Below are 24,725 nucleotides of genomic sequence, written 5' to 3'. Positions count from 1 at the left end.
GATCAAGCGTGCACTGCCGGTGCCGGTTCCTGCAAGGTTGCTGAACGGCACTGCAGGCCCGGGCGCGACTTCCTAGTGTGTGCTGTGGGAGCGGGCCAAGCTGCTGCCCTGAGAGCTGCGAGGTGCTGATGAGCGTGCAAGAGCCCGAGAAGCGCACGGTGGGATTAATTGCCGACCCTGGCATAGCCGACGCGATGGCCAATCGGATCGCTGCCCGGCTGGAAGGGGTCATGGAGAAGCTGCAGGAGCACGAGCAGCAATGGGACGTGCAGGTAGCTCCCTTTTCCCTGCCCTTGGGGGAGAGCGGACGGGTCGCGCTGAGCGACAAGGTGCCCAGGCTGCGGGAGAAGCATGGCTGGGACTTCATCATCTACCTGACCGATGCACCGCACTATGTGCAGAACCGGCCGGTGCGTTCGGTGATTTCCGTCGAGGATGCCTCGGCCGTGCTTTCCATGCCCAGCCTCGGGTTGGCCCGGCCGCGCACCGTGGCACGGGAACTGGCCGAACTGGTCAGGGAATTGGCTACCGGCAAGCAGCCGGCTCCGCCTCCGACCCCGCTGGGACGGGCGATGAGCGTGCACGCCAGCCGGCAGGACGGGCAGAACGAGCAGAACCGCATCTCGAGCATCGAGGGTTTGCGCGGGCGGTTGCTGCTGATTGCCGGGATGGTGCGCAGCAACCAGCCGTGGAAACTGGTGCCGCGGCTTTCCTCCGCGATGGCAGGTGCGGTGGCCACCGGTGCCTTCGGCGTGTTCTACACGAGCATTTGGTCCATGGCCGACTACCTGCCTGTCGGGCGGCTTTCGCTGATCACGGTCTCAAGCATCCTGATCCTCACGCTCTGGCTGCTGCTGCACAACCGGTTGTGGGAGAGGCCCAAGGGCAACCGCCGCCGTGAGCGGATGGTCGTCTACAACGCGGCCACCGTGCTGACGGTCGGGTTTGCCGCGACGGCCATGTACTTGCTCTTGTTCCTTGCCCTGCTGGCAGGCTCGCTGATTGTCATTGACCAGGAATACCTCGCCTACCAGCTGCGCCATGATGTCACGATGGCCGAATACATCAATCTTGCATGGCTGGCATCCTCGCTGGGAACCATGGGCGGGGCCATCGGCTCCAGCTTTGACGAGGTCAAGGAAGTCCAGCGCGCTACCTTCAGCCAGCGCGAATACGAGCGGAGGAACATGGAATTCACCATCAGCAAGGATGACGTGGATTGATCCCCGGGCGCTATCGCCCGGGGACCGGTTCACGGCCCTACGGCTGGTTCTTGCCGCCGTTCACATGCACCGTGGAACCGACCACATATGAAGCCTCATCGCTGGCCAGGAACACATAGGCCGGGGCCACTTCCACCGGCTGGCCGGCCCGGCCAAGCCAGGTATCGTGGCCGAACTCAGGCAGCGCCTCGATCGGCTGGCCATCCGAAGGCTGCAACGGAGTCCAGATAGGGCCGGGAGCCACGGCATTGACCCTGATGCCCTTCTTCGCGGCCTGGGAAGCCAGCGACTTGGTGAAGTTGCTGATCGCGCCCTTGGTGGCGGCATAGTCCATCAGGTGATCCGAGGGATCGAAGGCCTGGATGGAGGTGGTGTTGATGATGGAGCCGCTTTCGGGAAGCACCTGCAGGGCTGCGCGGCTCAAGGCGAACATCGCGAAAATGTTCACATCGAAGGTGGCTTCGACCTGCTCGTCGCTCAGCTCTTCCAGGGACTCGACGCTGATCTGCTTGCCGGCGTTGTTCACCAGGATGTCCAAGCCATCCAGCGCGGTCACCGCCTCGTCGATCAATGAATCGCGGTAATTGCGGTCCCGCAGGTCCCCGGGCAGCAGGTGGACTTCGACTCCCGCATCTTCCAAGACCCCGGCGATGGCGTCGGCGTCAGGCTGTTCGGCGGGCAGATAGGCCAAGGCGACCTTGGCCCCCTCGCGGGCAAAGGCGATGGCCACCGCCGCGCCGATGCCGGAGTCGCCGCCGGTGATCAAAGCGCGCTTTCCAGACAGCCGGTCCCGGCCCTTGTAGCTACGCTCGCCGTGATCCGCCTTGGGCTTCAGATCCCGGTCCAGGCCGGGTTCCTCCTGGCGCTGTTCGGGCGGGCTGATCTTTTCCTTGCCGGCGCGGTCTTCGCTTTCGGTACCGAGCGGCTCAGAGCGGTCCTGGGGATTCTTCTCGGGCATGGGATTTCCTCCTGCTGTTGCGGCAGGACGCCGGCGCGGTGCGCTCAGCGGCGTCCGGGTTCACATCCAGTGTGCTCCGGGCCTTCCGCTGCGCGAGGGTCCCCTCCACCTTCGGCGGCAACAGCCAGACTTTTTTCTGCGAAGATCCAGTTTGGCACACCGCTGCATGAATTGTGCTACCGCTGAAGTCTGGGATTCAGCGCAAAGTCCGTCAGGGGCACTGTCCCCTGATCAGCGAAGTGGCTAGCGTGGAACGCACAGTGCTGGCACTGCAAGGAGCCAGCTGGCGAAGCGTACGAGGGAGGAAACCCATGGCAGGCAAGAGCCGGATCAAGGATGAAGAACTCTACGAGGAGCTGCGCGAGGAGGGGAACTCCAAGCAGAAGTCGGCGCGCATCGCCAATGCCGCCGCCCGCGACGGCCGGTCAGCAGTGGGCAAGCGCGGAGGCAAAGCCGGAGACTACGAGGACTGGACGGTCGGGGAGCTGCAGGACCGGGCCAAGGAAATCGGCATTGATGGCCGTTCGAAAATGCGCAAGGCCGAACTCATCGAAGCCCTGCGCAATTCATAGCAGACCGCCACGGAAGGAGACACAATGAGTGAACGCGAGAAGCCCGAGAATCCGGCTCGCACCACCCAACCGGATGAGGATGCCCAGCCAGGGGACGAACGCGTGGTTCGCCGCGGCAGCATCAACGAGAACACCGAAGATGAATCCGAGGAAAGGGAAGAACGCTATGACGCGGGCTGAACTTTCCCTCCAGCGAAGGGAAAAGCCATGACTGGCAAAGCAGCGGACAGCCCCCGCAAACATCGCGCTGGCCTGTGGCTGGCGATTATCGGCGGGCTCGTGGCCGTAGGATTCGCCATCTATGCGCTGCTCGCAGCGCCTGACAGCACCTCAGGGCCGCTATGGATCGTGGCCGGCTGGGGCGCATTGGTCTTCATCTACGGCCTGTACCGCGTGATCCGGGGACCGAGCTCCTTGGACGATCCGCGGGGAGGCACAGACGCCAACGGACGGTGACGGCGTTCCCGCCAGGAGAATCGCATGAGAACAAGGGCAGAGCGTCCGGGAAAACCATGGTTTTCCCGGACGCTCTGCGTTGCGGTCCGGCTGGGCTGGGAGATCCTAGTCCTGGGAAATCCCTTCGACCAGGTTGCCGGTGCTCTGCTCGTCGTAGTAGCGGGCGACGTCTGCTTGGGCGAGCATGCCGACTAGCGAATGCCCGTCGATGACCGGAAGCCTGCGCACCTGGTGTTCCTGCATGGTGCGGATGGCTTCTTCGACCGAGTCGTCTGCTCCGATGGTGACCGGCTTGCCCTGGGCGTAATCGGCCACCTTGGTGCTGGAAGTCACGACGCCGTCAGCAACGCAGTTGATGACAATGTCGCGGTCGGTGATCGTGCCGGCCAGGCGGTTGTCTTTGCCGCAGATCGGCAGCATGCCGACCCCGAGGTCCTTCATCATCTGGGCGGCGACTTGAATCGAGTCCTGCTCCTTGACGCATTTGGCAGGCGAGGTCATTAGTTCCTTGACTGCAACCATGATCGTGCTCCTTTCGCGTATTCCTGTGGGACACCCTCCACGCTCCAGCACAACAAGCAGGTCTTCAACCATTGCCAGCGAGCTTGCAGATGTGCCCCCTCGACTCTGGCAACAGCCGATTAATCATGTACTTGTGCCGCCAATAGCTGGTAGTTGGTAGAGAACCGGGAAACGCAACGTGAGGAGAATGACCATGGGATTCATCGACAAAGCCAAAGATGCCATTTCGCATGCTGCCGACAGATTCAAGGATCCCGACAAGGACCTGGTTGAGAATCTCTGGCCGCTGGGGCAACCCGACGACGAACACCTGCCAGCCGACTCCGGGCAACCATCAGAAGAGGACCTGGAGCAGCCCGGGAATCACCTGCCTCCTGTCCAAGGAGCCGACCCCGACCTCGACGATTCCCCGGAAGACCAGTATTCCGAAGGCGAAGGGGACCGCTAGCTGTTCCATGGCCAATCCGAGTTCAGGAGGCAATCCATGCAGACCTGCGATATCTGCGGCAATGCAAGCGAAATGGTGTTCACGCTCAGCCGGAACGGGCGCTCTGGCCGCTTCGACAGTTTCGAATGCGCCATCCACGCCATGGCCGAAAGGTGTGCGCACTGCGGTTGCGCCATTCTGGGCCACGCCGTCCACCACGGCTCGAAGGCGTACTGCTGCCAGCACTGCGCCGAACATGCTGAGCCATGAGCGCGACAAGCGACTTCAGCCACCCCGCGCTGCTGCTCATTGACCTGCAAGAAGGATTCTTCGAGGATCCGGCTCTGGCACTGGCCCGCCAGGATCTGGCAGCCCGCTGCAACCAGTTGGCCGTAGCGGCGAGGGCCTGCGGATACCCGGTGATCAGCGTGCGCACCGTTCACAAGGAAGACAAATCCACCTGGACGCTGAAGATGCTCGAAGACGACCAGGGCTACCTGTTCGAAGGAACGGGGCAGGCCGCGTACCTGGCGGAGTTGGAACTGGACGGGGCCATCGAGGTGGTCAAGCGCAGGGACAGCGCTTTCTGGAATACGGCGCTCAAGGACCTGCTGCTGCAGCGCCGCGCCAGTTCGCTGGTGCTCGCCGGGGTCTCCTCCGAGACGTGCATCTCCGCCACCGCGGCCGATGCCTTCGCTGCGAACTTGCCGGTGGCGGTGGCCACCGATGCCACCGCATCGGCCGACCCGGATTTCGAAGGGACTACCTTGGAATTCATGCGCAAGCAGCATCGGCAGAAGCTGAAGACCACCTTGGAAATCATTACCGATTGGAAACACGAGAAGGAGCTGGAATGTCATTGAATAATTCTGAATTCGACGACGTGCGCAAGGACTCGGACACGGACGAGCCGTTGGATGGGCGCGATAGCCAGCCGGCGGCTGGGTCATCGGATGCACCCCAGGCCCAGGACGCCGAGGATCCATTGCGCGGAGCAGACCGGGTGCTGGAGGAAAACGACGGCGATCCCTTGGCGCTCAATCCCGAAACGCTGCTACCCGAACCGATTGACGGGCAGCGTCCGGTCGACGATACGCTGCTGGACTACCCCGACCAGGATGACGAGCAAGGGCTGGACGCCGAGCGGACCGCCAACCTGCCGGACCAGCGGGAAACACCCGATCAGCAGTAGCGCGCCGGCGGGCTGAGAACCGCAGAAGGGGCATCCCGTGCAGGGATGCCCCTTCTTCCAATTGCATTATATGGTCACGGACGGGATTCGGCTTCCTGGGTGAAGAAGGAAACCTTGCCGCTGGCTTCCAGTATCGCCAGCCGGATGCTGCTGTAGTTCTCGATGCCAGCCTGGCGGGCGAGCATGCTCAATTCGTCCAGCCCAATGCGCTCGTTGTGCAGGGCCTTGCGGTCCAGGACCCCGTCGCGGATCAGCACAATCGGGCGGCCCTGCATCAGCTTGCCCAGCTTGGGCCAGCGCATATTGGCGAAGTTCAGCGCAGCGGCCAGGACCACCATGGTGAATACCGCCAGCAGGCTGCCGGTGAGCGAACGGTCCTCCATGGTGATGCCCTGCTGCACCAGATCGCCCAGGACGACGAACAGCACCAGCTCGAAGGAACTGAGCTCGCCCAGGGTCGATCTGCCGGCGGCGCGCGTGACCAGCCACAGGATGATGAAGGCGGTGGCTGCGCGGATGACGATTTCCATCAGGGGATCCTCCAAGTTCTGATCTTCAGGTCGGTGCTTTCGCCGTTGACCGTAATTCCGAGCACGCCTTTGGCGCTCGGCGACCATTCGTCCGAAGCCCGGCCCGTGAGGGTGGCAACCATGTGCCGCGACCCCGGTGCCGGGGCCACCTCGAATTCAATGGTTCCGTCAGCTCGGCTCGACTCGGACTCCGGTTCGGGAAAGGCCGAGAAGTCCTCGAAGAGCATGAGATAGTCCTCGCTCAGGTCCAGCGTGATGGTCTCGGGCAAAGGGTCGGCAGAGCTGATCCCAACCCTCAGCTGGATTTCATTGCCGGCACGGACCACCGCGGGAAACTGCAGCTGGACCGCGAAGCCGTCGGCCTGTTGTTCGATGTTCTTCTTCTGGTCGAATGCGCCGAGCAGAGCCGCCAGCACGAAGGCTGCAATCACGAGCAGGGCGGCGAGGCTCAGCAGCCGGCGTCTGCGATTGCTGTCCTCCGAAGTGATGTCATCCAGCGTCGAGTCGCTGATCTTGGCCTGGAAGATATTCAGCATGGAATGGGGCCCTCCTTGCGCTCTTGCTATCGAGGCTAAGCCGATTCGCCTGCGCCAGGACCAGCCGAGTTCCGGTTCACAGGCGGCATCCAGTTCGCAGCGGCTGGCGCTGGCGCCAACCTGTGCGTTGCGGCCGACCGCTTGAGCCGGCCCGGAAGTGGTGCCACAGTTGCACCAGGAGGAGGAGATCATGACCGTAAACGACCGCATTGAAAGCACCGAATTGGCCTCTCGGCTGGAGGCTCTGCCGCAGTGGCGCAAGCTGGCCGGGAAGCTCTGCACCGTGTACGAGACCAAGAGCTCGGCAGAAGCCATCGAATTGTTCAGCGACATCGCTGGCGCAGCGCAGATGGCCAACCACCATCCTGATGTGGACTGGCGCTACAACCTCTTGTTCGTTTCGACCGTGTCCCACGACGCCGGTGGCGACATCACCGAAAGGGACCTCGCGATGGCCTCGGAAATCACGCAGCGGGCCGCCGCCTTGCATGCCAAAGCGCGCCTGGATTTGATCAAGGTGGTGGAAATCGGCATCGACACCGACGACGCCCAAGCCATAACCGGGGATTGGGCCGCTGGCCTGGGCTACCGCGAGCAGCCCGACGGCAGCCTCGCCGATCCTGCGGGCAGGTTGCCGGCCATCTGGTTCCAGCACTCCCCGACGCCTCATCCCTCACGGCTGCATCTGGATGTGTGGGTTCCCCACACCGAAAGCGCTGCCGTGCTTTCGCAGCTGGAGAGCCAGGGTGCGGTGCTCGATGAGCGCAGCGCTCCGGGTTTCACCATAGCCAGCGACCACCAGGGCAACCGCTTCTGCATCTGCACCGAGCAGGACCGCTAGCGGCCTTGGCCTGAGCCGGCCATTGCTCCCGGTGCAATCGACCGGATTCTGGACTGTCCTGCCGGCCAGGGGATAGATTGACAGCGGATAAGCCAGCGGGGCCTTGGGGGCTCGGATGCTGGGCGCGATGGAAGGAAGCCAATGGGCACCGCACAGGAAATCACCGCCTCGATCTCGCAGCAGCTGCCCTGGCAGACCGAGCTCTATAAGCATTTCCACCGGCATCCGGAACTGGGCCTGGCCGAGCACGAGACCTCGGCGCGAATCTGCGAGGAACTGGAGGATCTGGGCTATGAAACCTGCCTGATCGGCGGTACCGGAATCGTCGGAATCCTGCGCAATGGCGAGGGGCCGGTGGTACTGGCCCGGGCCGACATGGATGCCCTGCCGGTCGCCGAGAACACCGGGCTGGAATATTCCTCCACGGTCCCCGGGGCCATGCACGCCTGCGGCCATGACATGCACATGGCCACCTTGCTGGGAGCGGCCAGGTTCCTGGCCGGGAACCGCGAGCGCTGGTCCGGCACCTATCTGGCGTTGTTCCAGCCAGCCGAGGAAACCGCCGCAGGGGCCAAGGCCATGGTGGCCGACGGGCTGGTGGAGAGGATCCCGACGCCCGATGTGGCGCTGGCCCAGCACGTGATGCCCGTCGAAGCGGGGAGGATCGGCACCACCGCGGGACCGATCCTTTCCGCCGGCGACAGCCTGCGCATCACCGTCTACGGGCGCGGTGCGCACGGCTCGATGCCGCATAATTCGGTGGACCCGGTAGTCCTGGCCTCGTCCATCGTGCTCAAGCTGCAGACCATTGTTTCGCGTGAAACCCGGCCCGGGCAGTTCGCAGTATTGACCGTCGGCGCGTTGAATGCCGGCAGCGCCGCGAACATCATCCCGGACCGGGCCCAGCTGCTGCTGAACATTCGCACCTATGATCTCCAGCTGCGCCAGCGCGTCATCGACTCCATCGAACGCATCGTTCGCGGCGAATGCGCCGCGGCCGGCTCGCCCAAGGAACCGGACTTCGCGTTCTACGACCAGTTCCCGCTGACCAGCAACGACGCGGTGGCCAACGACCGGATCACCAAGGCCTTCGAAGACCACTTCGACCGGGGCCAGGTCTACCAGGCCGAACCGGCCACCGCCTCGGAGGACTTCAGCGTCATCCCCGAGGCTTTCGGCATCCCGTACGCCTACTGGACGGTGGGCTGCGCGGAACCGGACACCTACCGGGCGGCGGTCGCCGAGGGCACCGTTGCCTCGAAGATCCCGGCGAACCACTCGCCATTCTTCGCGCCGGTGATCCATCCGACCCTGGAAACCGGAACCCGCGCCCAGGTGGTGGCCGCCTTGGCCTATCTGGGCCACGGGGCACAGGACTCGGCAAAACGATGATGTCCACCGCAAGAGGAGCTGGTGGCAAGTAACCGGCACCTGTCCTGCCGGTAAATACACGGTTTATGATTAACGCCACCAGACCCGGGACCCTGCGGGAATGCGGATGCCTGACAGTGATTGATAAAAATCAATCGCAAGGATGATTCAAAGTGTCCAAGGCGAGCGCTAGACTGGCAATCGCTCTTCAATCACGCTGCCCTTAATCCGAAGGTCCAGCATGCCGGAGAGCTTGATGCCAGCGAGGATTTTCCACATGCTTCTCAAGCTCATCTTAAAACACTCCAAGCCGTATACGGGGTGGATCATTGCCGTAGTCATTTTGCAGCTGGCCACCACCGTGGCCACTCTTTATCTCCCTAGCCTGAACGCCAGGATCATCGACGTCGGCGTGGTCGAAGCCGATATCGACTACATCTGGCGCACCGGCGGACTGATGCTGGTGGTGGCCCTCATCCAGGTAGCCACCGCGGTGGCAGCCGTCTATTTCGGGGCCAAGACCTCCATGAGCGTGGGCCGCGACATCCGCCAGTCGGTCTTCGAGAAGGTCTCGACCTTCTCGGCCCAGGACGTCAACAAATTCGGCGCCGCCACCTTGATCACGCGCGGCACCAACGACGTGCAGCAGATCCAGATGCTCACCTTGATGGCGTTGAACTTCATGATCACCGCGCCGATCATGTCCATCGGCGGCGTGATCATGGCGATCCGCGAAGATCCCGGACTGTCCTGGCTCGTTTGGGTTTCGGTACCGCTGGTGCTCATTGTCGTGGGCCTGCTGGTCATCAAGCTCATGCCGCTGTTCCGCGATATGCAGACCCGCATCGACGGGATCAACGGCGTGCTGCGCGAGCAGATCACCGGCATCCGCGTGGTGCGCGCCTTCGTGCGCGAAGAGCATGAGACGCAGCGCTATGCCGATGCCAACCAGAAGCTGACCGACCTCGGTGTCAAGGTCGGCAACCTGTTCGTGCTGATGTTCCCGGCGATCACCATGATCCTGCACCTGTCCACCGCCGCCGTGCTGTGGTTCGGCGGGCACCGGGTGGATAACAACCAGGTGGAGGTCGGCGCGCTGACCGCCTTCCTGCAGTACCTGCTGCAGATCCTGATGGCGGTCATGATGGGTACCTTCATGGCCATGATGATTCCCCGTGCCATGGTTTCGGCCGACCGCATCTCCGAGGTGCTCGACAGCGAGCCGAGCATGCTCGATGCCGCCGAACGGCAGGTCGCGCTGCCCACCCCGGGCACCGTGGAATTCAAGAACGTCAGCTTCGGATACCCCGGCGCCGAGGCGCCGGTGCTCAACGATATTTCCTTCACCGCCAATCCGGGGCAGACCACTGCCATCATCGGCTCCACCGGTGCCGGCAAGACCACTTTGCTGAACCTGATCCCGCGGCTCTACGACGCCACCGAAGGCGAAATCCTGATCGGCGGGGTGCCGCTGAGGGAACTGGGACGCGACACCATTTCGCGGAACATCTCCGCGGTGCCGCAGCGCCCCTACCTGTTCTCCGGGACCATCGCCAGCAACCTGCGCTTCGGCGCCCAGGACGCTACCGAAGATGACCTGTGGGATGCGCTGAGAGTGGCCCAGGCCGACGGCTTCGTCGCAGAACGCGAAGGCCAGCTGGATTCGAAGATCTCCCAGGGCGGCACCAACGTGTCCGGCGGACAGCGCCAGCGCCTGTGCATTGCCAGGGCCCTGGCCGCGAAGCCGAACACTTACCTGTTCGATGATTCGTTCTCGGCACTGGATGTGAACACCGATGCCAGGCTGCGTGCGGCCCTGGCCGAACCGACCAAGGACGCCGCGGTGATCATCGTGGCCCAGCGCGTATCGACCATTACCGGTGCGGACCAGATCCTGGTCCTGGACCATGGCGAAATCGTGGCCCGGGGTACCCACGAGCAACTGCTCGAAACCTCGGAAACCTATCAGGAAATCGTGGCATCCCAGCTGAGCGTGGAGGAGGTGGCCTAAATGGCGAAGAAGCAGAAGAATATCGATCCGGAACAGCTCGAAAGCGAGCTTGCGGACGTCAATGAATTCGATGCCGCGGCGGGAACCGACGACTGGAGCGGTGGCGCCCCGGTACGCAAGGCCGAGCATTTCTGGCCATCGGCCAAGCGCCTGGTCGGGCTGATGTCCCCGTACAAGCTGGGCATGGTCCTGGTGTTCGCGCTGATCACCGTGTACGTGGTGCTCTCGGTGATCGCACCGCGGATCCTGGGCAAGGCCATGGACGTGATCTTCGCCGGGCTGATCGGCAAGAACATCCCGGCCGGCACGCCCGCGGAGCTGGTGATCCAGCAGCTGCGCGACTCCGGGCAGGGAACCCAGGCCGACATGCTCTCCAAGGTGGACTTCGTCCCCGGGCAGGGCATCGACTTCACCCAGCTTTCGCAGTACATCCTGATCGTGCTCTCCATGTACTTCGTCGCCTCGCTCTTCTCGTGGGCCTCGGGCTGGCTGCTGAACAAGCTGGTCATGCGCGTGGTCTACAACCTGCGCAAGGACGTCGAGGACAAGATCAACAAGCTGCCGCTGAACTACTTCGACACCCGCCAGCGCGGCGATCTGCTCTCGCGCGTGACCAACGACGTGGACAACATCCAGAATGCGCTGCAGCAGGCGCTGAGCCAGCTGGTCTCCTCGGCCATGACCGTTATCGGCATCGTGATCATGATGTTCGTGGTCTCCTGGCAAATGGCGCTGATCGCGCTGGTGGCCCTGCCGCTTTCGGCAGCTGCCGCGGGCATTATCGGCACCCGGGCGCAGAAGCTGTTCACCGCGCAGTGGAAGAACACCGGCGCGCTGAACGGGCAGATCGAGGAATCCTTCTCCGGCCACGAGCTGATGAAGGTCTTCGGCCGCGAAGCGGACATGGTGGACCGCTTCACCGCGCGCAACGAGGAACTGTACAAGGCCAGCTTCGGCGCCCAGTTCGTCTCGGGCATGATCATGCCGGTGATGAACTTCGTGTCCTACCTGGCCTACGTGGGCATCGCCGTGGTGGGCGGGCTGCGCGTGGCTTCGGGCACGATGAGCCTGGGCGACGCGACCGCGTTCATCCAGTACAGCCGCGAGTTCACCCAGCCGCTGGGCCAGATTGCCGGCGTGGCGAACATGCTGCAGTCCGGCGTGGCTTCGGCTGAACGCACCTTCGAGCTGCTGGACGCCGAGGAACAGGAACCGGACGACGCGCAGGACAGCCTTCCTGCCCGCGCCGACGGGCATGTCTCCTTCAAGAATGTGTCCTTCTCCTACAGCCCGGACAAGCCGCTGATTGAGGACCTGTCCTTCGATGCGGATCCGGGGCACACGGTGGCGATTGTCGGGCCGACCGGCGCGGGCAAGACCACGCTGGTGAACCTGGTGATGCGCTTCTACGAGCTGAACTCCGGGAAGATCATGCTCGATAACCGCGATATCACCGATCTTTCCCGCGCCGACCTGCGCTCGAAGGTTGGCATGGTGCTGCAGGACGCATGGCTCTTCGGCGGAAGCATCATGGAGAACATCCGCTACGGCCGGCTGGATGCGACCGATGAGGAAGTGATCGCGGCCGCGAAGGCGACCTTCGTGGACCGTTTCGTGCGCGCGCTGCCCGATGGCTACGACACCATCATCGACGAGGAAGGCACCAACGTGTCGGCCGGCGAGAAGCAGCTGATCACCATTGCCCGCGCGTTCGTGGCCAACCCGTCGCTGCTGATCCTGGACGAGGCGACCAGCTCGGTGGATACCCGTACCGAATTGCTGGTGCAGCAGGCGATGGCCGCGCTGCGCAGCGACCGCACCAGCTTCGTGATTGCCCACCGGCTGTCCACGATCCGCGACGCGGACACCATCTTGGTGATGGAGTCCGGCCGGATCGTGGAGCAGGGCAACCACGAGCACCTGCTGGGGACCCAGGGAGCCTACTACCGGCTGTACCAGTCGCAGTTCGCTGGCCCGGCCGAGGACGTGGATGCGAATCCGGATACTGCTGCGGTGCCCGCGGTAACCGGCGGAATTCCGCTGGCTGAGACGCCGGTTCCCGGATCGGAGCCGAACCTCGATTCCTAGGAACTAGGGATACCTGGTAAGCAGTGATGCGACAGCCGTGGCTGGGATGGGCATAACCCGTCCCAGCCACGGCTTTTCCATGCCCGTTTTCCATGCCGGGGCGAATGAAGCTGGAAGGTTGCACGCTCGCATAGGGGAAACCAGCAACCCCAGCGATTTCGGTAAGCTTTGGAGCGATGATTCCTGCGAAACCCGCCGGAGCGCACAGCCCGTTTTCGCGTACCTTCGCGTCGAGCGGTCCACGGAAAATCGACCTTGCCGCGGCCCCTTGAATTCTCGCGAATGTCAAGCAGTTTTTTCTTCCGAAAAGGTGTTGCCTAGGTAACAAACTTAAACTAGAGTCTAGTTTCAGTTATTGAATATAAGTAACCCCGGTCACATTCTGGGCGGGGAGCGAAGTTCCCTGATTGGAGCACTGGACATGGCATTGTCGTTGACCGAGGAACAAAATGATCTCGCGTCGGCCGTGGTCGATTTCACCCGCCGAAGCGTAGACACGTTGATCACTCGGGACGAGCACGAGCAGCTGGCCACCGGTGCACTTCCAAGCTTCTGGAACGAACTGCTGGAGACCGGCCTGCATGCCCTGCACATCCCGGAGCAGCTCGGCGGCCAAGGCGGAACGCTGGTGGAGACCGCCATCGTCATCGAGGAATTCGGCCATCGCTACGTCGGAGGCCCCTTCCTGCCGACCGTGCTGGCCAGCGCAGCGGTCACCCTGGCCGAACCGAACGCCTACAACCAGCCGATCGTCGCGGCCTTCGCCGAAGGCGCCACCGGAGCCCTGGTACTGGCCACCGGCCAGCTCAAGGTCGTGCAGATCTCCGAAGGCTGGGCCGTTGCCGGCCAGCTGCAGGTCATCGGCGCACTGGCCGCCAAGTACCTGGTGCTGGGCTTCACCGTTGCGGATACCGTCCGCTACGCGGTCATCGAAGCGCAGGCCGCCGGGGTCTCAATGGTCCCCGCCGAAGGCACCGACCTGGGCCGCGATGCGGCCACCCTGGTCCTGGACAATGTCGTCATTCTCGCCGACGCGGTGCTGGGCAACGCCACTGCCAGCAAGATCGCCGCGCTGCACGCAGGATTCACCGGTTCGGAAGCCGCCGGCATCATGCGTTGGGCCAGCGAGGAAAGCACCGGCTACGCCAAGATCCGCGAACAGTTCAACACCCCGATCGGCTCCTTCCAGGCCATCAAGCACAAATGCGCCAACCTGGCGATCGCGGCCGAAATGGCCACCTCCGCAGCCTGGTCCGCCGTCGTCTCCGTCGGCCAGGACGAAGCCCAGCAGCACCTGGCCGCCGCCGGCGCGCTTGAAGCAGCGATTGTCCCATCCATTGAAGCAGTCACCGAAGCGATCACCATCCTCGGCGGCATCGGCTTCACCTGGGAGCACGACGCCCACCTGTACTGGCGCCGGGCCATCAGCCTGAACGCGCTGAACGCCGCCCTGAGCGGCGAACTGGAGGCAGCCGGCGAAGCCGCACTGCACACCGAACGCAAGATCGAGGTAGAGCTGGACGAGCAGGACTCCGCGTTCCGCAGCCGCATCGCCGCGCTGCTGGACACCGCAGCCGAACTGCGCAACGAGCACGAAGCCGGACGCTGGTACTCGCGCGGCTCGCGCCGCAGCTTCCTCGCCGAAAACGGCCTGGCCGCCCCGCACTGGCCAGCCCCCTACGGGCTGGGCGCCAGCCCGGCCGAACAAGTCATCATCTCCCAGGAATACGCCCGCCGCGACATGCTGCAGCCATCCTCGGTCATCGGGGAGTGGGCCATGCCGACGATCCTCGCTTTCGGTTCCGAAGCGGTTAAGGAACAGTTCGCGCTGCCCACGCTGAAGGGCGAACTGATCTGGTGCCAGCTGTTCTCCGAGCCCGGAGCCGGCAGCGACCTGGCAGGCCTGTCCACCCGAGCCGTCAAGGTGGACGGCGGCTGGAAACTGAGCGGCCAGAAGGTCTGGACCTCCGGGGCCCACGAAGCGCACTGGGGCATCTGCCTGGCCCGCACCGATGCCGAGGTCGCCAAGCACAAGGGCCTGAGCTACTTCCTCGTGGACATGTCGGCTCCCGGACTGGACGTGCGCCCGCTGCGCCAGTCCACCGGCGAAGCCGAATTCAACGAGGTCTTCCTGGATGACGTGTTCGTCGCGGACGACTACCTGTTGGGCGAGCCGGGCCAGGGCTGGCGGATTACCGCCACCACCTTGCAGAACGAGCGCACCCAGATTTCCTCCGGTGTCTCCATGGGCACCGAGGACGGATTGCGCGAATTGATCTTGGGGGAGAACTTCGCCGGAACCCGGCGGAACGCGCTGGAGGTGCTGGGCCGCGCCGCCGCGATCAGCACCGCCATCGGGGCGATGAACCTGCGCGAAACCCTGCGCCAGGTCAACGGCCTGCAGCCGGGCACCGGCTCCTCGCTGGCCAAGGTGGCCCACGGCCGCCTGGCCCGGCAGGCGGCCGGGGACCTGCTGAAGCTTGCCGGACCCGCAGCGCTCTTCGCCCACGCACCGGCCGACGCCGTCAACTCCCAGCTCTCGGTTCCATCGGCGCTGATCGGCGGAGGCACCATCGAAATCCAGCTCAACGTGATTGCCGAGCGGATCCTGGGGCTGCCGCGCAGCTAGGCGCAGCCCACCCGCACCCCTGAACCGCAAGCCCGAGACTCCAGTAATCCCAAGCATTCTTTCGGGCCGTAGCCCGAAATGCGCCCGCCGACGACGACGGAGCGCGCCGTGAAAGGACACCCAAGGCATGACCGCTGCGACCAATGAACTCCGCACCAACGAAACCCTCTCGCCCCAGCGCCTGCGCGAGCTGCTTGAACCGCGTTCCATAGCGATTATCGGTGCGAACACCAACTCCACCTGGTCCCACTTCGCCCACTCCAATCTCCGGGCCGCCGGATTCACCGGGGATTTGTACCTGGTCAACCGCCGCGGGGAACAATGCCACGGGCAGGGGTCCTACGCCAGCATTGCGCAGCTTCCCGAAGCCCCTGAACTGGCCATCGTGCTCACCGGCACGAACTCGCTGCCCGAGATCCAGGAACAGTGCATCGACCGCGGCATCCGCAACCTGATCGTGCTGGCCTCCGGCCTGGGCGAAGCGGGGCCGGAAGGGCAGGCGCTGCAGCAGCAGCTGGTGGACCGCGCCCGCGAAGCCGACCAGCTGATCCTGGGCCCGAACAACCTGGGCTTCATCAATGCGCATGCCAAGGTAGCAGCCTTCGCCCACATGACGGAGCTGCCGCTGGTGGCCGGCGGAGTCGGCGTGGCCAGCCAGTCCGGCGCGCTGGCCATCTACCTGCTACCGTATATGGCAAGCCGCGGGGTTGGCACCTCGATTTCCGTGACCGTGGGCAACGAGGCCATGATTTCGGCCATCGACGTCATGTCGATGCTCGTGGATGACGAGAACACCAAGGTCATCGCCTCCTACCTGGAGCAGGTCACCGACACCGCACAGTTCCTGGACGTGGCCCGCCGCGCCCGCGAAGCCGGCAAGCCGATCGTGATCTTCAAAGCTGGCGCCTCCGAGGCTTCGGCCAAGGCCGCCGCCGCCCACACCGGGTCGCTGGCCGGGGATGACAAGATCTTCGACGCGGTGTGCAAGCAGTTCGGCGTGATCCGCGTGGCGAACATCGAGAACCTGGTCGCCACCGCCGGGATCCTTGAATCCTACGGCGCGCTGCCCGGCCCGCGCTTCGGCGTGGTCACCGGCTCCGGCGCAATGTGCGCGCTGGTCGCCGACAAGGCCGAGGCATCCGGCCTGCAGCTGCCCACCCCGGCCGAATCCACGGTGCGCCAGCTGCGTGCGGACGGCCTGCCGGAATTCGCCGCGGTGAACAACCCGATGGACACCACCGGCTACATCTCGGTGGATCCTTCGATCCTCACCAAGGCCGGCGACGCATTCATCAATGATGAGAACTTCGACTTCGTCGTGCTGAACACCTCCTGGCCGAACAACCAGTTCATGGTGGATTTGGGCAAGCCCACCCAGGAAGGATTGCACCGCCAGCTCAAGAATTCGGCCAAGCCGGTTGTGGCCATGAGTTTCCTGCCCACCGAGGTCAACGAATTCGCGCGCGGCTTCGCCGCCGAGCACGGCCTGCCGCACGCCTCGGACTCCTTTGACCGCGGCATCGAAGCCGCCGGGCACAGCGTCTGGTGGGGACAGCGCACCGCGCAGCTGGCCGCCGAACCGCAGCTGGAGGCTCCGGCCGCTATTGCCAAGCCCGAAGGCGCCGAGCAGTGGAGCGAAATCCAGACCGGCGACTTCCTGCGCGCGCACGGCGTGCCCTATGTGCCGGGCCGTGTGGTCAATAGCGCCGCGGAAGCAGTCGCAACGGCCGAGGAGATCGGCTACCCGGTTGTGCTGAAGGTCGCCAGCGAAGACATCGCCCACAAAACCGAGGTCGGGGGCGTACGCCTGATGCTGAAGGACGCCGCAGAGGTGACCGAGGCCTATGGCTTCATCGTCACTTCGGTGGCCCGGCTGGCTCCGGACGCGAAAATCCAAGGTGTGGCGGTCTCCCCGATGCGCCCTGCCGGCAACGAGCTGCTGGTCGGCATCATCACCGATCCGCAGTGGGGCAAGGTGCTGGCAGTCGGTTTCGGCGGCGTTTTGGTGGAGATCCTCAAGGACACTGCGCTGCGCCTGCTGCCGGTCAGCCTGGCGGAGATCCGCCGCATGCTCGAATCGCTGCGCGGCATCGAGCTGCTCAAGGGCTTCCGCGGCAGCGAGGCCACCGATCTGGACGAGCTCGCGCGGGTGATCTTCCAGATCACCCAGGTTGCGCAGTCGCTGGGCGAGGACTTGGAAGAACTTGAAATCAATCCGCTACGGGTTGCCGGTCAGCAGATCGAGGCGCTGGACGCCCTGATCCGCTGGAAGGACCGGTAATGATTACTGGTGGCAGGCAATTCGCCCAAAACTTGGTGATACCGTTGGAATCCACGGCACACACCACTTACGAGGCACATCATGGCGGGAACAATTTCCATGGAGCAGGCAGAGCTTCCGGCCTACCAGGTCGTCAGGCGCCAGCGCATCATCGACGCGGGCAAGGACCTGTTGCGGGCGCAGGACTACGACTCGATCCAGATCCGCGACGTGGCCTCCGCGGCGAACGTCGCGCTGGGGACTCTGTACCGGTACTTCAATTCCAAGGAGCACCTGTACGCGAACGTGGTCTACGACTGGGCGTTGCCCTTCGCCCAGCGGTCGGGGGCTTCGGAGACCGGGCTGTCCACCACGGAAGCGATCTCGCTGCGGCTGCGCAATGCCTTGAGCAGCTTCGAGAAGCACCCGTACTTCTACAAGGCGATCCTGCAGCTGCGCAGCAGCACCGCGGCGGACGTCGTCCCGGTCATGGCTCGCCTCGGAGAGGCGCTGGAAGCGCCGATCCGCGCGGAAATGAGCGTGCTGGACGATGCCGAAGCCGCGGACATCACCGTGATGGTGTGGGCGGTGCTGTTGGACGTGGTCTCGCGGGTGCTGCTGCAGGACAAGACCATGGAACAGGCCTATGGGGTGCTCGACCGCTTCGTGGCGCTGATCCAGCACCGGCTGGAGCAAGCCGAAGCCTAGGGCCTGGCCCTTTCCCCTCAATTCCTGTCTCCCGGTCCGGGGGTGCCTCATGAGCGCCCATGAACTGGACCATGTTGCTTTCGCCGTGCCTTCCTGGCAGTCCGCCGGGCCCAGCGTGCACCGCACGCTCGGCGCCCGCTGGGTCTCCGGTTTCCACCAGGGCTCCTTCAGCCCCTGCCAGCTGGAACTGGCCGAGGGCATGCGCCTGGAACTGCTGCAACCGCCTGCTGGCGGCGGCGGGTTCGTTGCCGAGCACCTGGCCCGTACCGGGGGCGCAGCCAACCCGCACCACATCACCTTCAAGGTCTCGGACATCCATGCCTCCATGGAGCTCGCCCGCGCCGCCGGGGTGCGAACCATCCTGCAAAACCTTGACAACCAATGGTGGAAGGAACTGTTCCTGCATCCCAAGGACACCGGACTGGGATTCCTGGTGCAACTGGTGCAGACCGAGCTGGCTCTGGACGGCAACGACGGCATCACCGCACCCGGTGCAGCCCCTTGCCCCTGGGAAGAGCAGCCCTCGGCGCAGAATCCTCCGCAACGGCTGGACTTCATTGCCGGCAGCATCCGCGACGCGGCCCAGGCCCGGCTGGTGCTGGGCGCGGTGCTCGGGGCCCGGGTCACGAGCCTGGAATTCGACCCGGCCTCCCAGCTGTTCTCCTGGCCGCAGGGCTCCAGACTGGTGCTGCGGGTTGACGAGAATGCCCCACCGGGGCTGCAGTCGCTGTCCTTCACCGCCTCATCAGCACCCGCACCGGACCTGGATGCAGGGCTGCTGCAGGCGCTGCGCGGTGCCGGAAGCAGATTCCAGGCCCTGGGCCTGGACATCCTCACCGGCCAGCGTGCGCACGCCGCCTGAGACACGAACTTCACTATCAAAGAATTAGCACTAAGGAGACACCTCATGGGACTGAGAGGCGAAGCAGCCATCCTCGGCTATTGCGAACTTCCACCGCAGCGAAAGCTCACCCGCGAACCCTCGTTCAACCTGGAACAGTGGGCCCGGCTGTCCAAGGCCGCGCTGGACGACGCAGGACTGTCCGCCACGGATGTGAACGGCGTAGTCAGCCCGATGATCGGCGAAGCGGACATGTTCGTGCCGTCCACTGTCACCGAATACCTCGGCATCGACGCGAACTTCGCGGAGATCGTGGACCTGGGCGGCGCGGGATCCGCTGCCGGCATCTGGCGCGCCGCGGCCGCCGTGGAGCTGGGCTTGTGCGACGCGGTGCTGGTGACCTTCCCGGGCACCCACCACTTCCCGATGGACGACCGCAAGCCGTTCGTGATGGATGACAAGATGCACTTCGGCGCATCCTCCAACGCCTTCGGCTCCCCGCAGGCAGAATTCGAAATCCCCTACGGCAACCTCGGGCAGAACGGCCCCTACGGGCAGATCGCCAAGCGCTACGGCTACGAGTTCGGCTACGACGAGCGGGCCATGGCCAAGATCGCCGTGGACCAGCGCACCAACGCCTGCGCCACCCCGGAGGCGGTCTTCCACGGCCAGCCGATCACCGTGGCTGATGTGCTGAACTCTCCGATGATTGCCGACCCGCTGCACATGCTTGAAATCGTCATGCCGTGCCAGGGCGGCGCAGCCGTGGTGGTGGGCAACGCGGATTTGGCCAAGAAGTCCAAGAACCGTCCGGTATGGATTACCGGCTTCGGCGAACGCGTGCCGTACAAGACCCCCACCTACGCCCGCGACTTGATGACCTCCCCGATGGTGCACGCCGCCGAGCAAGCCTTCTCCATGGCAGGCATCACCCGCTCGGAGGTGGACATGGTCTCCATCTACGACTGCTACTCCATCACGGTGCTGATGAGCCTGGAAGACGCGGGCTTCGCGCCCAAGGGCAAGGGCATGGATTTCGTATCCAACCACGACTTGACCTTCCGCGGGGACTTCCCGATGAACACCGCCGGCGGGCAGCTGTCCTTCGGCCAGGCCGGCGTGGCCGGCGGCATGCACCACGTCATCGACGGGGCACGCCAGATCATGGGCCGCGCCAACGCCGCCCAGGTGTCCGACTGCAACCGCGCGTTCGTCAGCGGCAACGGCGGCATCATGAGCGAGCAGACCGCGCTGATCCTGCAGGGCGACTAGAAAGGCAAGACACAGAAAATGACCACCTACACCCCGGAAACCCTGTCCCGGCCGCTGCCGGTTCCGACCCCGCTGACCCGGCCATTCTGGGATGCACTTGCCGAGCGCAAGATCCGCATCCAGTACTCGCCGTCGCTGGACGAATACATCTTCTACCCGCGTCCGCTGGCCCCACGCACCCTGGCCGATGACCTCGAATGGCGCGAAATTTCCGGCGCTGGAACGCTGTACTCCTACACTGTGGCCACCCGTCCGCCGGCGGCGCACTTCGCCTCGGCAAAGGAAATGATACTGGCCATCGTCCAGTGGGACGAGGGACCAAAGTTCTCCACCGAAATCATCAACGCCGACCCGGAACAGCTCGAGATCGGCATGCAGGTCCGCCCGGTCTTCTGCGACCACCCCGAGGGAGACATCACCATGCTGCGCTACGAACCGGAGACTGGATCATGAGCATCGAGACCGGCATCCAGCTGCCAGGCCCTTCCCTGCGCATCGGCGCGCAGGTGATCATGGAAAGCGAAACCACCCACGAGCACATCGATCCGGCCACCGGAAAGGTCAACGGCCTGGTGCCCATGGCCTCAACCGGGCAGATCGACCAAGCCGTGCAGGCCGCCCATGCAGCGTTCCTCGAATGGCGTGCCCTGCCTGCCGGGCAGCGTTCGCGCAAGCTGATGAAGCTCGCCGAGCTCATGGAGGAGAACACCGAGCTGCTGGCCGCCGCCGGCATGGCCGATAACGGGGCCCCGCGCATCACCGCCCGGAACATGGTTGCCGCCGCAGTGGAGTGGACCCGCTACTACGCAGGCTGGGCGGACAAGCTGCCGCTGGGCCGGATCACCAGCAATGGCGGAGCTGGCGGCTCCTTCGGCCACACCTTGCGTCAGCCCTACGGCGTCATCGGCGCCATCATCACCTGGAACGCGCCGCTGATGTCGCTGGCCATGAAGGTCCCGGCCGCGCTGGCCGCGGGCAACACCATAGTCATCAAGCCCAGCGAGCTGACACCGTTCACCCCGACTGCCTTCGCGGACCTGGCGCGCGAGGCGGGGATCCCGGACGGAGCGATCAACATCGTTCCCGGCGGCCCCTCCGCCGGCGCCGCGCTGGTCGAGCACCGCCTGGTCAAGAAGATCACCTTCACCGGCGGACCGGCGACCGCACAGGCGATCGCCGCCTCCTGCGCCAAGACCTTCAAGCCGATGATCCTGGAGCTGGGCGGCAAGTCGGCCAACCTGGTCTTCGAGGACGCGGACCTGGACAAGGCCGCCGGGCACGCCGCGTTCTTCGCTTTCGGCATGATGAGCGGCCAGGCCTGCGCGCTGCCGACCCGCCTGCTGGTGCAGGAATCGGTGTACGAGCAATTCATCGGCAAGGTCGTGCAGGCGGCGGAGCAGTTCCCCATCGGGGATCCCGCCGGCGAATACACCATGTGCGGACCGGTCATCAACCAGGACGCCATCGACCGCATGGACTCGATGCTCGGCCAGGCACTGGAAGAAGGCGGCCGCCTGGTCACCGGCGGGCAACGCCTGGGCGGGGAACTCGCCCAGGGCTTCTACTACCCGCCAACCATCGTGGCTGACGTGGACCCTGACGGGTCGCTGGCGCAGAATGAGGTGTTCGGGCCGGTGCTGGCGGTGATCCCGTTCCGCGACGAGGAGCACGCGCTCCAGATCGCCAACGGCACGGATTACGGGCTTTCGGGGTACATCTGGACCGCCGATCTGGGAAGGGGGCTGCGCCTGGCCGAGTCGATGGAGACCGGCGAGATCGCAGTCAACGGCGCCTTCAACGCCACGGCCGAACGCCCCTTCGGCGGCATCGGCCACTCCGGCATCGGAAACGAAGGCGGACTTGAAGGTCTGGAAGAGTTCTTCTGGACCAAGTCAGTGGGTATCGCAACCCGCTAAGCAGCTGCCCGCTCGGGCAAGAACATCACCGCATGGCCTTGCCCGGGCGTCCTGTCCGGAGGGTGCCTAGGTGACCCCTCAAAGCGCCGTTCCGGCGCGGATAAGGCAGGACAAAGATGTCTCAAGCTAGGCCCCCAAAGCTGAGTGCGACGCGTGCATCGGCTCCGGGATTCGTGGCGGTAGTCGCGGTCTTGGTGCTGACCGAGATTGTTTCAGCGTTCGAGCTCTCAATGATGTACGTAACCCTCCCGACGCTCATGGCCGACTTCCACGTGGATGCGAATGCCGTAGCCTGGGTCGTGACCATCTACCTTCTGGTGTCCGCGTCGGCGGCGCTGCTCGGCGGGCGCTTCGGCGACCTGTACGGCCGGCGCCGGGTGATGGTGGTGGTGCTGGCTCTGGCCGCCATCGGCTCGCTGATCTCGCTGGTCGGCAGCAGCCTTGAAATGATCATCCTCGGCCGCGGCATCCAGGGTGCGGCCGGTGCCGTCATGGGGCTGGCCTTCGGCCTGGCTCGCGAGCACCTCCAAGAGAAGAAACTGCCCGTGGGCGTGTCCATGATCGGCGCCTCCGCGCTGATCGCCGGCGCCGGCGGGGCGCTGATTGCCGGCCTGATGATCGACACCTTCTCCTGGCACGGAATCTTCCTGTTCGCCGGCCTGCTGGCGGTGCTGGCGGTCATCGCGGTGCTCGTGGTGCTCCCGAAGGACAAGCCGCGCGAAACCACCTCGGGCCGGCTGGATATCGCCGGGGCGCTGCTGCTGCCGGTGGGTGCTTCGGGCATCCTGCTTGGCCTGTCCAACAGTTCCAAGGCCGGATGGGCCTCGCTTGGCGGCGGCGGGCTGTTGCTCGCTGGCCTGGCGGTCGTCGCAATGTGGGTCTGGTGGGAACTGCGTTGCCAGCGCCCGATCGTGAACCTGCAGATGTTCAAAAACCGCCAGATCGCCCTGGCCATGGCTGCCACCTTCCTGGCAGCGGTTGGACCGATCGGCGGCATGGCGGTGCCGAGCCAGTACGTGCTGCAGTACCCCGCGGAAATGGGCTTCGGCCTGGGCTTCTCCGCCACCACAGCGGGCCTGTTCAGCGGCGGCACCGCATTGCTGGGCTACTTCTTCTCCCCGCTGGGCGGCAAGCTCGCCCAGGCGTTCAACGCCCGCTTCGTGTTCATCACCGGCCTGCTGCTGATGCTGGCCGCTGTCACCGCGATCATGTTCACCCTGGGCAGCCTGCTGGCGTTCCTGGTGGCCATGTCCGTCAACTCGGTGGGCATCGCCCTGACCTTTGGTGCCCTGCCCAACGTGCTGATCGAGGCGGTTCCAGAGACGCATACCTCGGAGAGCGCCGGAACCAACACCATGGTGCGCAACATTGGCCAGTCCGTGGCTACCGCCGTCGGCGCCTACCTGCTGGCCCGCCACCAGGATCCGGTTACCACCGCGGTGGGGGAGCAAGGGGTCTTCCAGGCCTTCGGCTTCGTGGCAGTTTTCGGGCTCGCGGCGCTGTTGATCGCGTTCATGCTCAGCCGCACTCCGAAAGTCTGGGTGCCTCAAGATGCCGCCATGCAGCTGCCGAAGCAGGCGCAACCAGCTGATGATCTGGTCTAGCCGCCGGTAGCACCGCCCCAACGCCGAACAAGACCGGCCCAGCTCTGTTTCGCAACGGAGCTGGGCCGGTCTTCGCTGTGCGCGCAGGCAACCGGGGTTGGCGGGGCGCGGACTGGTGCTGCCCTACCGAACTCCCGGCCTCGGCGCGATCCTACTTAAGTATGAGGGTGTAGAAGAAAATACGGTTGAAATGCTCTGGATTAAGCTAAATAAGTTAGATACGTTGGAAATGCGGGCGCATCCAGGAATGGAGCAGGACCTCGATGGTTGCCCCGCAGGCTCAAAGTGATCGGTTGTGCAGGAGGAGGAGCGATGGGTATGTCGGTGATGATGAGGATCGCGATGGCGGCGGTCTTGGCCGTCGGTGCGGTGGCACTGGGCGCCTTCGGGGCAGGTGTCGCATCATGGATAGCTGCCGGCGCTGCGGTAGCTATCGGTACCGTGGCGACCGCGCGGGTGAGCCGTGGGCCGAACTCAGCTGGGTTCTTCGTGGGTATCGTGGCCTGCACTGCGACCTTGATCGCGGTGCTGGCCGTGTCTACCGCGGCCATGCCAGTTCCGGCGCTCGTTGCGGCGCAATTTGCAGCGCTCCTCGTGGTGTTGTGGGTGGCGTTGGCGATCGTGCATAGCAGGAACCGCCGAACCGACGCGCTAGGCTGAGGCCTATGCTCGCGGCGCCCAGGCCGCGGCTTCTGCTCGATGTCCTAGTTGCGCGACGGCAGGCGGAGTCCTGGGGATTGGCTTCGTCGGTTCGTGCGCGGCCAAGGC

The 24,725-nt window shown here is 64.6% G+C and carries 24 protein-coding genes; 20 read left to right on the top strand and 4 right to left on the bottom strand.

Annotated features, from left to right (window positions below; all coding sequences use genetic code 11):
• Positions 1-128 precede the first annotated feature (128 nt).
• The gene (locus ACWICV_RS09620) at positions 129-1,223 is read left to right on the top strand and encodes a hypothetical protein (protein ID WP_365942832.1); all 1,095 of its coding nucleotides are present in this window, start codon (positions 129-131) and stop codon (positions 1,221-1,223) included.
• A gap of 37 nt (positions 1,224-1,260) precedes the next feature.
• Here the strand turns inward: ACWICV_RS09620 and ACWICV_RS09615 are convergent, their stop codons facing one another.
• Complete coding sequence (locus ACWICV_RS09615) at positions 1,261-2,181, bottom strand: SDR family oxidoreductase (RefSeq protein WP_454090336.1); 921 nt, start codon at positions 2,179-2,181, stop codon at positions 1,261-1,263.
• 311 nt (positions 2,182-2,492) lie between these two features.
• On the opposite strand from ACWICV_RS09615, the gene ACWICV_RS09610 reads away from it, so the two are divergent.
• Genes ACWICV_RS09610 through ACWICV_RS09600 form a run of 3 tightly spaced genes read left to right on the top strand, consistent with a single transcriptional unit; the run spans position 2,493 to position 3,209 of the window.
• Positions 2,493-2,753 (top strand): DUF7218 family protein, encoded by a 261-nt coding sequence (locus ACWICV_RS09610; protein WP_332499151.1) that lies wholly within the window; start codon positions 2,493-2,495, stop codon positions 2,751-2,753.
• 24 nt (positions 2,754-2,777) lie between these two features.
• Positions 2,778-2,933, top strand: coding sequence for a hypothetical protein (locus ACWICV_RS09605; RefSeq protein WP_181149051.1), 156 nt, complete (start codon positions 2,778-2,780; stop codon positions 2,931-2,933).
• Between the two features lie 27 nt (positions 2,934-2,960).
• The gene (locus ACWICV_RS09600) at positions 2,961-3,209 is read left to right on the top strand and encodes a hypothetical protein (RefSeq protein WP_454090337.1); all 249 of its coding nucleotides are present in this window, start codon (positions 2,961-2,963) and stop codon (positions 3,207-3,209) included.
• 105 nt (positions 3,210-3,314) lie between these two features.
• Here the strand turns inward: ACWICV_RS09600 and ACWICV_RS09595 are convergent, their stop codons facing one another.
• Positions 3,315-3,731 carry a CBS domain-containing protein gene (locus ACWICV_RS09595; protein WP_133834808.1) on the bottom strand — a complete coding sequence of 139 codons (417 nt, stop codon included), beginning with the start codon at positions 3,729-3,731 and terminating at the stop codon, positions 3,315-3,317.
• 193 nt (positions 3,732-3,924) lie between these two features.
• On the opposite strand from ACWICV_RS09595, the gene ACWICV_RS09590 reads away from it, so the two are divergent.
• The 3 genes from ACWICV_RS09590 to ACWICV_RS09580 all read left to right on the top strand — a co-directional run bounded on the left by ACWICV_RS09590 (position 3,925) and on the right by ACWICV_RS09580 (position 5,350).
• Complete coding sequence (locus ACWICV_RS09590; protein WP_133834809.1) at positions 3,925-4,179, top strand: hypothetical protein; 255 nt, start codon at positions 3,925-3,927, stop codon at positions 4,177-4,179.
• A 245-nt stretch (positions 4,180-4,424) separates the two neighbouring features.
• Positions 4,425-5,021, top strand: coding sequence for a cysteine hydrolase family protein (locus tag ACWICV_RS09585; RefSeq protein ID WP_365942829.1), 597 nt, complete (start codon positions 4,425-4,427; stop codon positions 5,019-5,021).
• On the top strand, positions 5,012-5,350 hold the full coding sequence (locus tag ACWICV_RS09580; RefSeq protein WP_105656083.1) for a hypothetical protein: 339 nt from the start codon (positions 5,012-5,014) through the stop codon (positions 5,348-5,350). Before ACWICV_RS09585 ends, ACWICV_RS09580 begins: the two co-directional genes overlap by 10 nt.
• A 74-nt stretch (positions 5,351-5,424) precedes the next feature.
• Here the strand turns inward: ACWICV_RS09580 and ACWICV_RS09575 are convergent, their stop codons facing one another.
• Together ACWICV_RS09575 and ACWICV_RS09570 are read right to left on the bottom strand one after the other, a co-directional pair.
• Complete coding sequence (locus ACWICV_RS09575; protein ID WP_454090339.1) at positions 5,425-5,880, bottom strand: DUF421 domain-containing protein; 456 nt, start codon at positions 5,878-5,880, stop codon at positions 5,425-5,427.
• Positions 5,880-6,416, bottom strand: a complete 537-nt coding sequence (locus tag ACWICV_RS09570; RefSeq protein ID WP_454090340.1) for a hypothetical protein — start codon at positions 6,414-6,416, stop codon at positions 5,880-5,882. The genes ACWICV_RS09575 and ACWICV_RS09570 overlap by 1 nt, the downstream gene beginning before the upstream one ends.
• A gap of 190 nt (positions 6,417-6,606) precedes the next feature.
• On the opposite strand from ACWICV_RS09570, the gene ACWICV_RS09565 reads away from it, so the two are divergent.
• The 13 genes from ACWICV_RS09565 (at position 6,607) to ACWICV_RS09505 (ending at position 24,617) form a co-directional block, all read left to right on the top strand.
• Positions 6,607-7,257, top strand: coding sequence for a 4a-hydroxytetrahydrobiopterin dehydratase (locus tag ACWICV_RS09565; protein WP_454090341.1), 651 nt, complete (start codon positions 6,607-6,609; stop codon positions 7,255-7,257).
• Positions 7,258-7,398: 141 nt separating this feature from the next.
• Entirely contained in the window at positions 7,399-8,649 is a 1,251-nt protein-coding gene (locus ACWICV_RS09560; RefSeq protein WP_454090342.1) for an amidohydrolase, read from the top strand.
• A 256-nt stretch (positions 8,650-8,905) separates the two neighbouring features.
• Entirely contained in the window at positions 8,906-10,639 is a 1,734-nt protein-coding gene (locus tag ACWICV_RS09555; RefSeq protein ID WP_332731553.1) for an ABC transporter ATP-binding protein, read from the top strand.
• Complete coding sequence (locus tag ACWICV_RS09550; RefSeq protein WP_454090343.1) at positions 10,640-12,727, top strand: ABC transporter ATP-binding protein; 2,088 nt, start codon at positions 10,640-10,642, stop codon at positions 12,725-12,727.
• 421 nt (positions 12,728-13,148) lie between these two features.
• On the top strand, positions 13,149-15,356 hold the full coding sequence (locus ACWICV_RS09545) for an acyl-CoA dehydrogenase (RefSeq protein WP_454090344.1): 2,208 nt from the start codon (positions 13,149-13,151) through the stop codon (positions 15,354-15,356).
• Positions 15,357-15,483: 127 nt separating this feature from the next.
• Entirely contained in the window at positions 15,484-17,637 is a 2,154-nt protein-coding gene (locus ACWICV_RS09540) for an acetate--CoA ligase family protein (RefSeq protein WP_454090345.1), read from the top strand.
• Positions 17,638-17,718: 81 nt separating this feature from the next.
• Positions 17,719-18,324 (top strand): TetR/AcrR family transcriptional regulator, encoded by a 606-nt coding sequence (locus tag ACWICV_RS09535; protein ID WP_402471425.1) that lies wholly within the window; start codon positions 17,719-17,721, stop codon positions 18,322-18,324.
• A gap of 49 nt (positions 18,325-18,373) precedes the next feature.
• Complete coding sequence (locus tag ACWICV_RS09530) at positions 18,374-19,186, top strand: VOC family protein (protein WP_402471422.1); 813 nt, start codon at positions 18,374-18,376, stop codon at positions 19,184-19,186.
• A gap of 45 nt (positions 19,187-19,231) precedes the next feature.
• Positions 19,232-20,437, top strand: a complete 1,206-nt coding sequence (locus ACWICV_RS09525; RefSeq protein ID WP_454090346.1) for a thiolase family protein — start codon at positions 19,232-19,234, stop codon at positions 20,435-20,437.
• 18 nt (positions 20,438-20,455) lie between these two features.
• On the top strand, positions 20,456-20,890 hold the full coding sequence (locus ACWICV_RS09520; RefSeq protein WP_365942819.1) for a Zn-ribbon domain-containing OB-fold protein: 435 nt from the start codon (positions 20,456-20,458) through the stop codon (positions 20,888-20,890).
• Positions 20,887-22,353: an aldehyde dehydrogenase family protein gene (locus ACWICV_RS09515; RefSeq protein ID WP_454090347.1), complete on the top strand. Its 1,467-nt coding sequence runs from the start codon at positions 20,887-20,889 to the stop codon at positions 22,351-22,353. The genes ACWICV_RS09520 and ACWICV_RS09515 overlap by 4 nt, the downstream gene beginning before the upstream one ends.
• A 116-nt stretch (positions 22,354-22,469) precedes the next feature.
• Positions 22,470-23,957, top strand: coding sequence for an MFS transporter (locus ACWICV_RS09510; RefSeq protein WP_365942817.1), 1,488 nt, complete (start codon positions 22,470-22,472; stop codon positions 23,955-23,957).
• Between the two features lie 318 nt (positions 23,958-24,275).
• The gene (locus ACWICV_RS09505; protein WP_454090348.1) at positions 24,276-24,617 is read left to right on the top strand and encodes a hypothetical protein; all 342 of its coding nucleotides are present in this window, start codon (positions 24,276-24,278) and stop codon (positions 24,615-24,617) included.
• The last annotated feature ends 108 nt before the right edge of the window (positions 24,618-24,725 follow it).

It is taken from the genome of Glutamicibacter sp. NPDC055354 (genome assembly GCF_053644955.1).
Note: the sequence above shows the minus strand (reverse complement) of the source record. Positions and strands in the feature narration are given on the sequence as shown.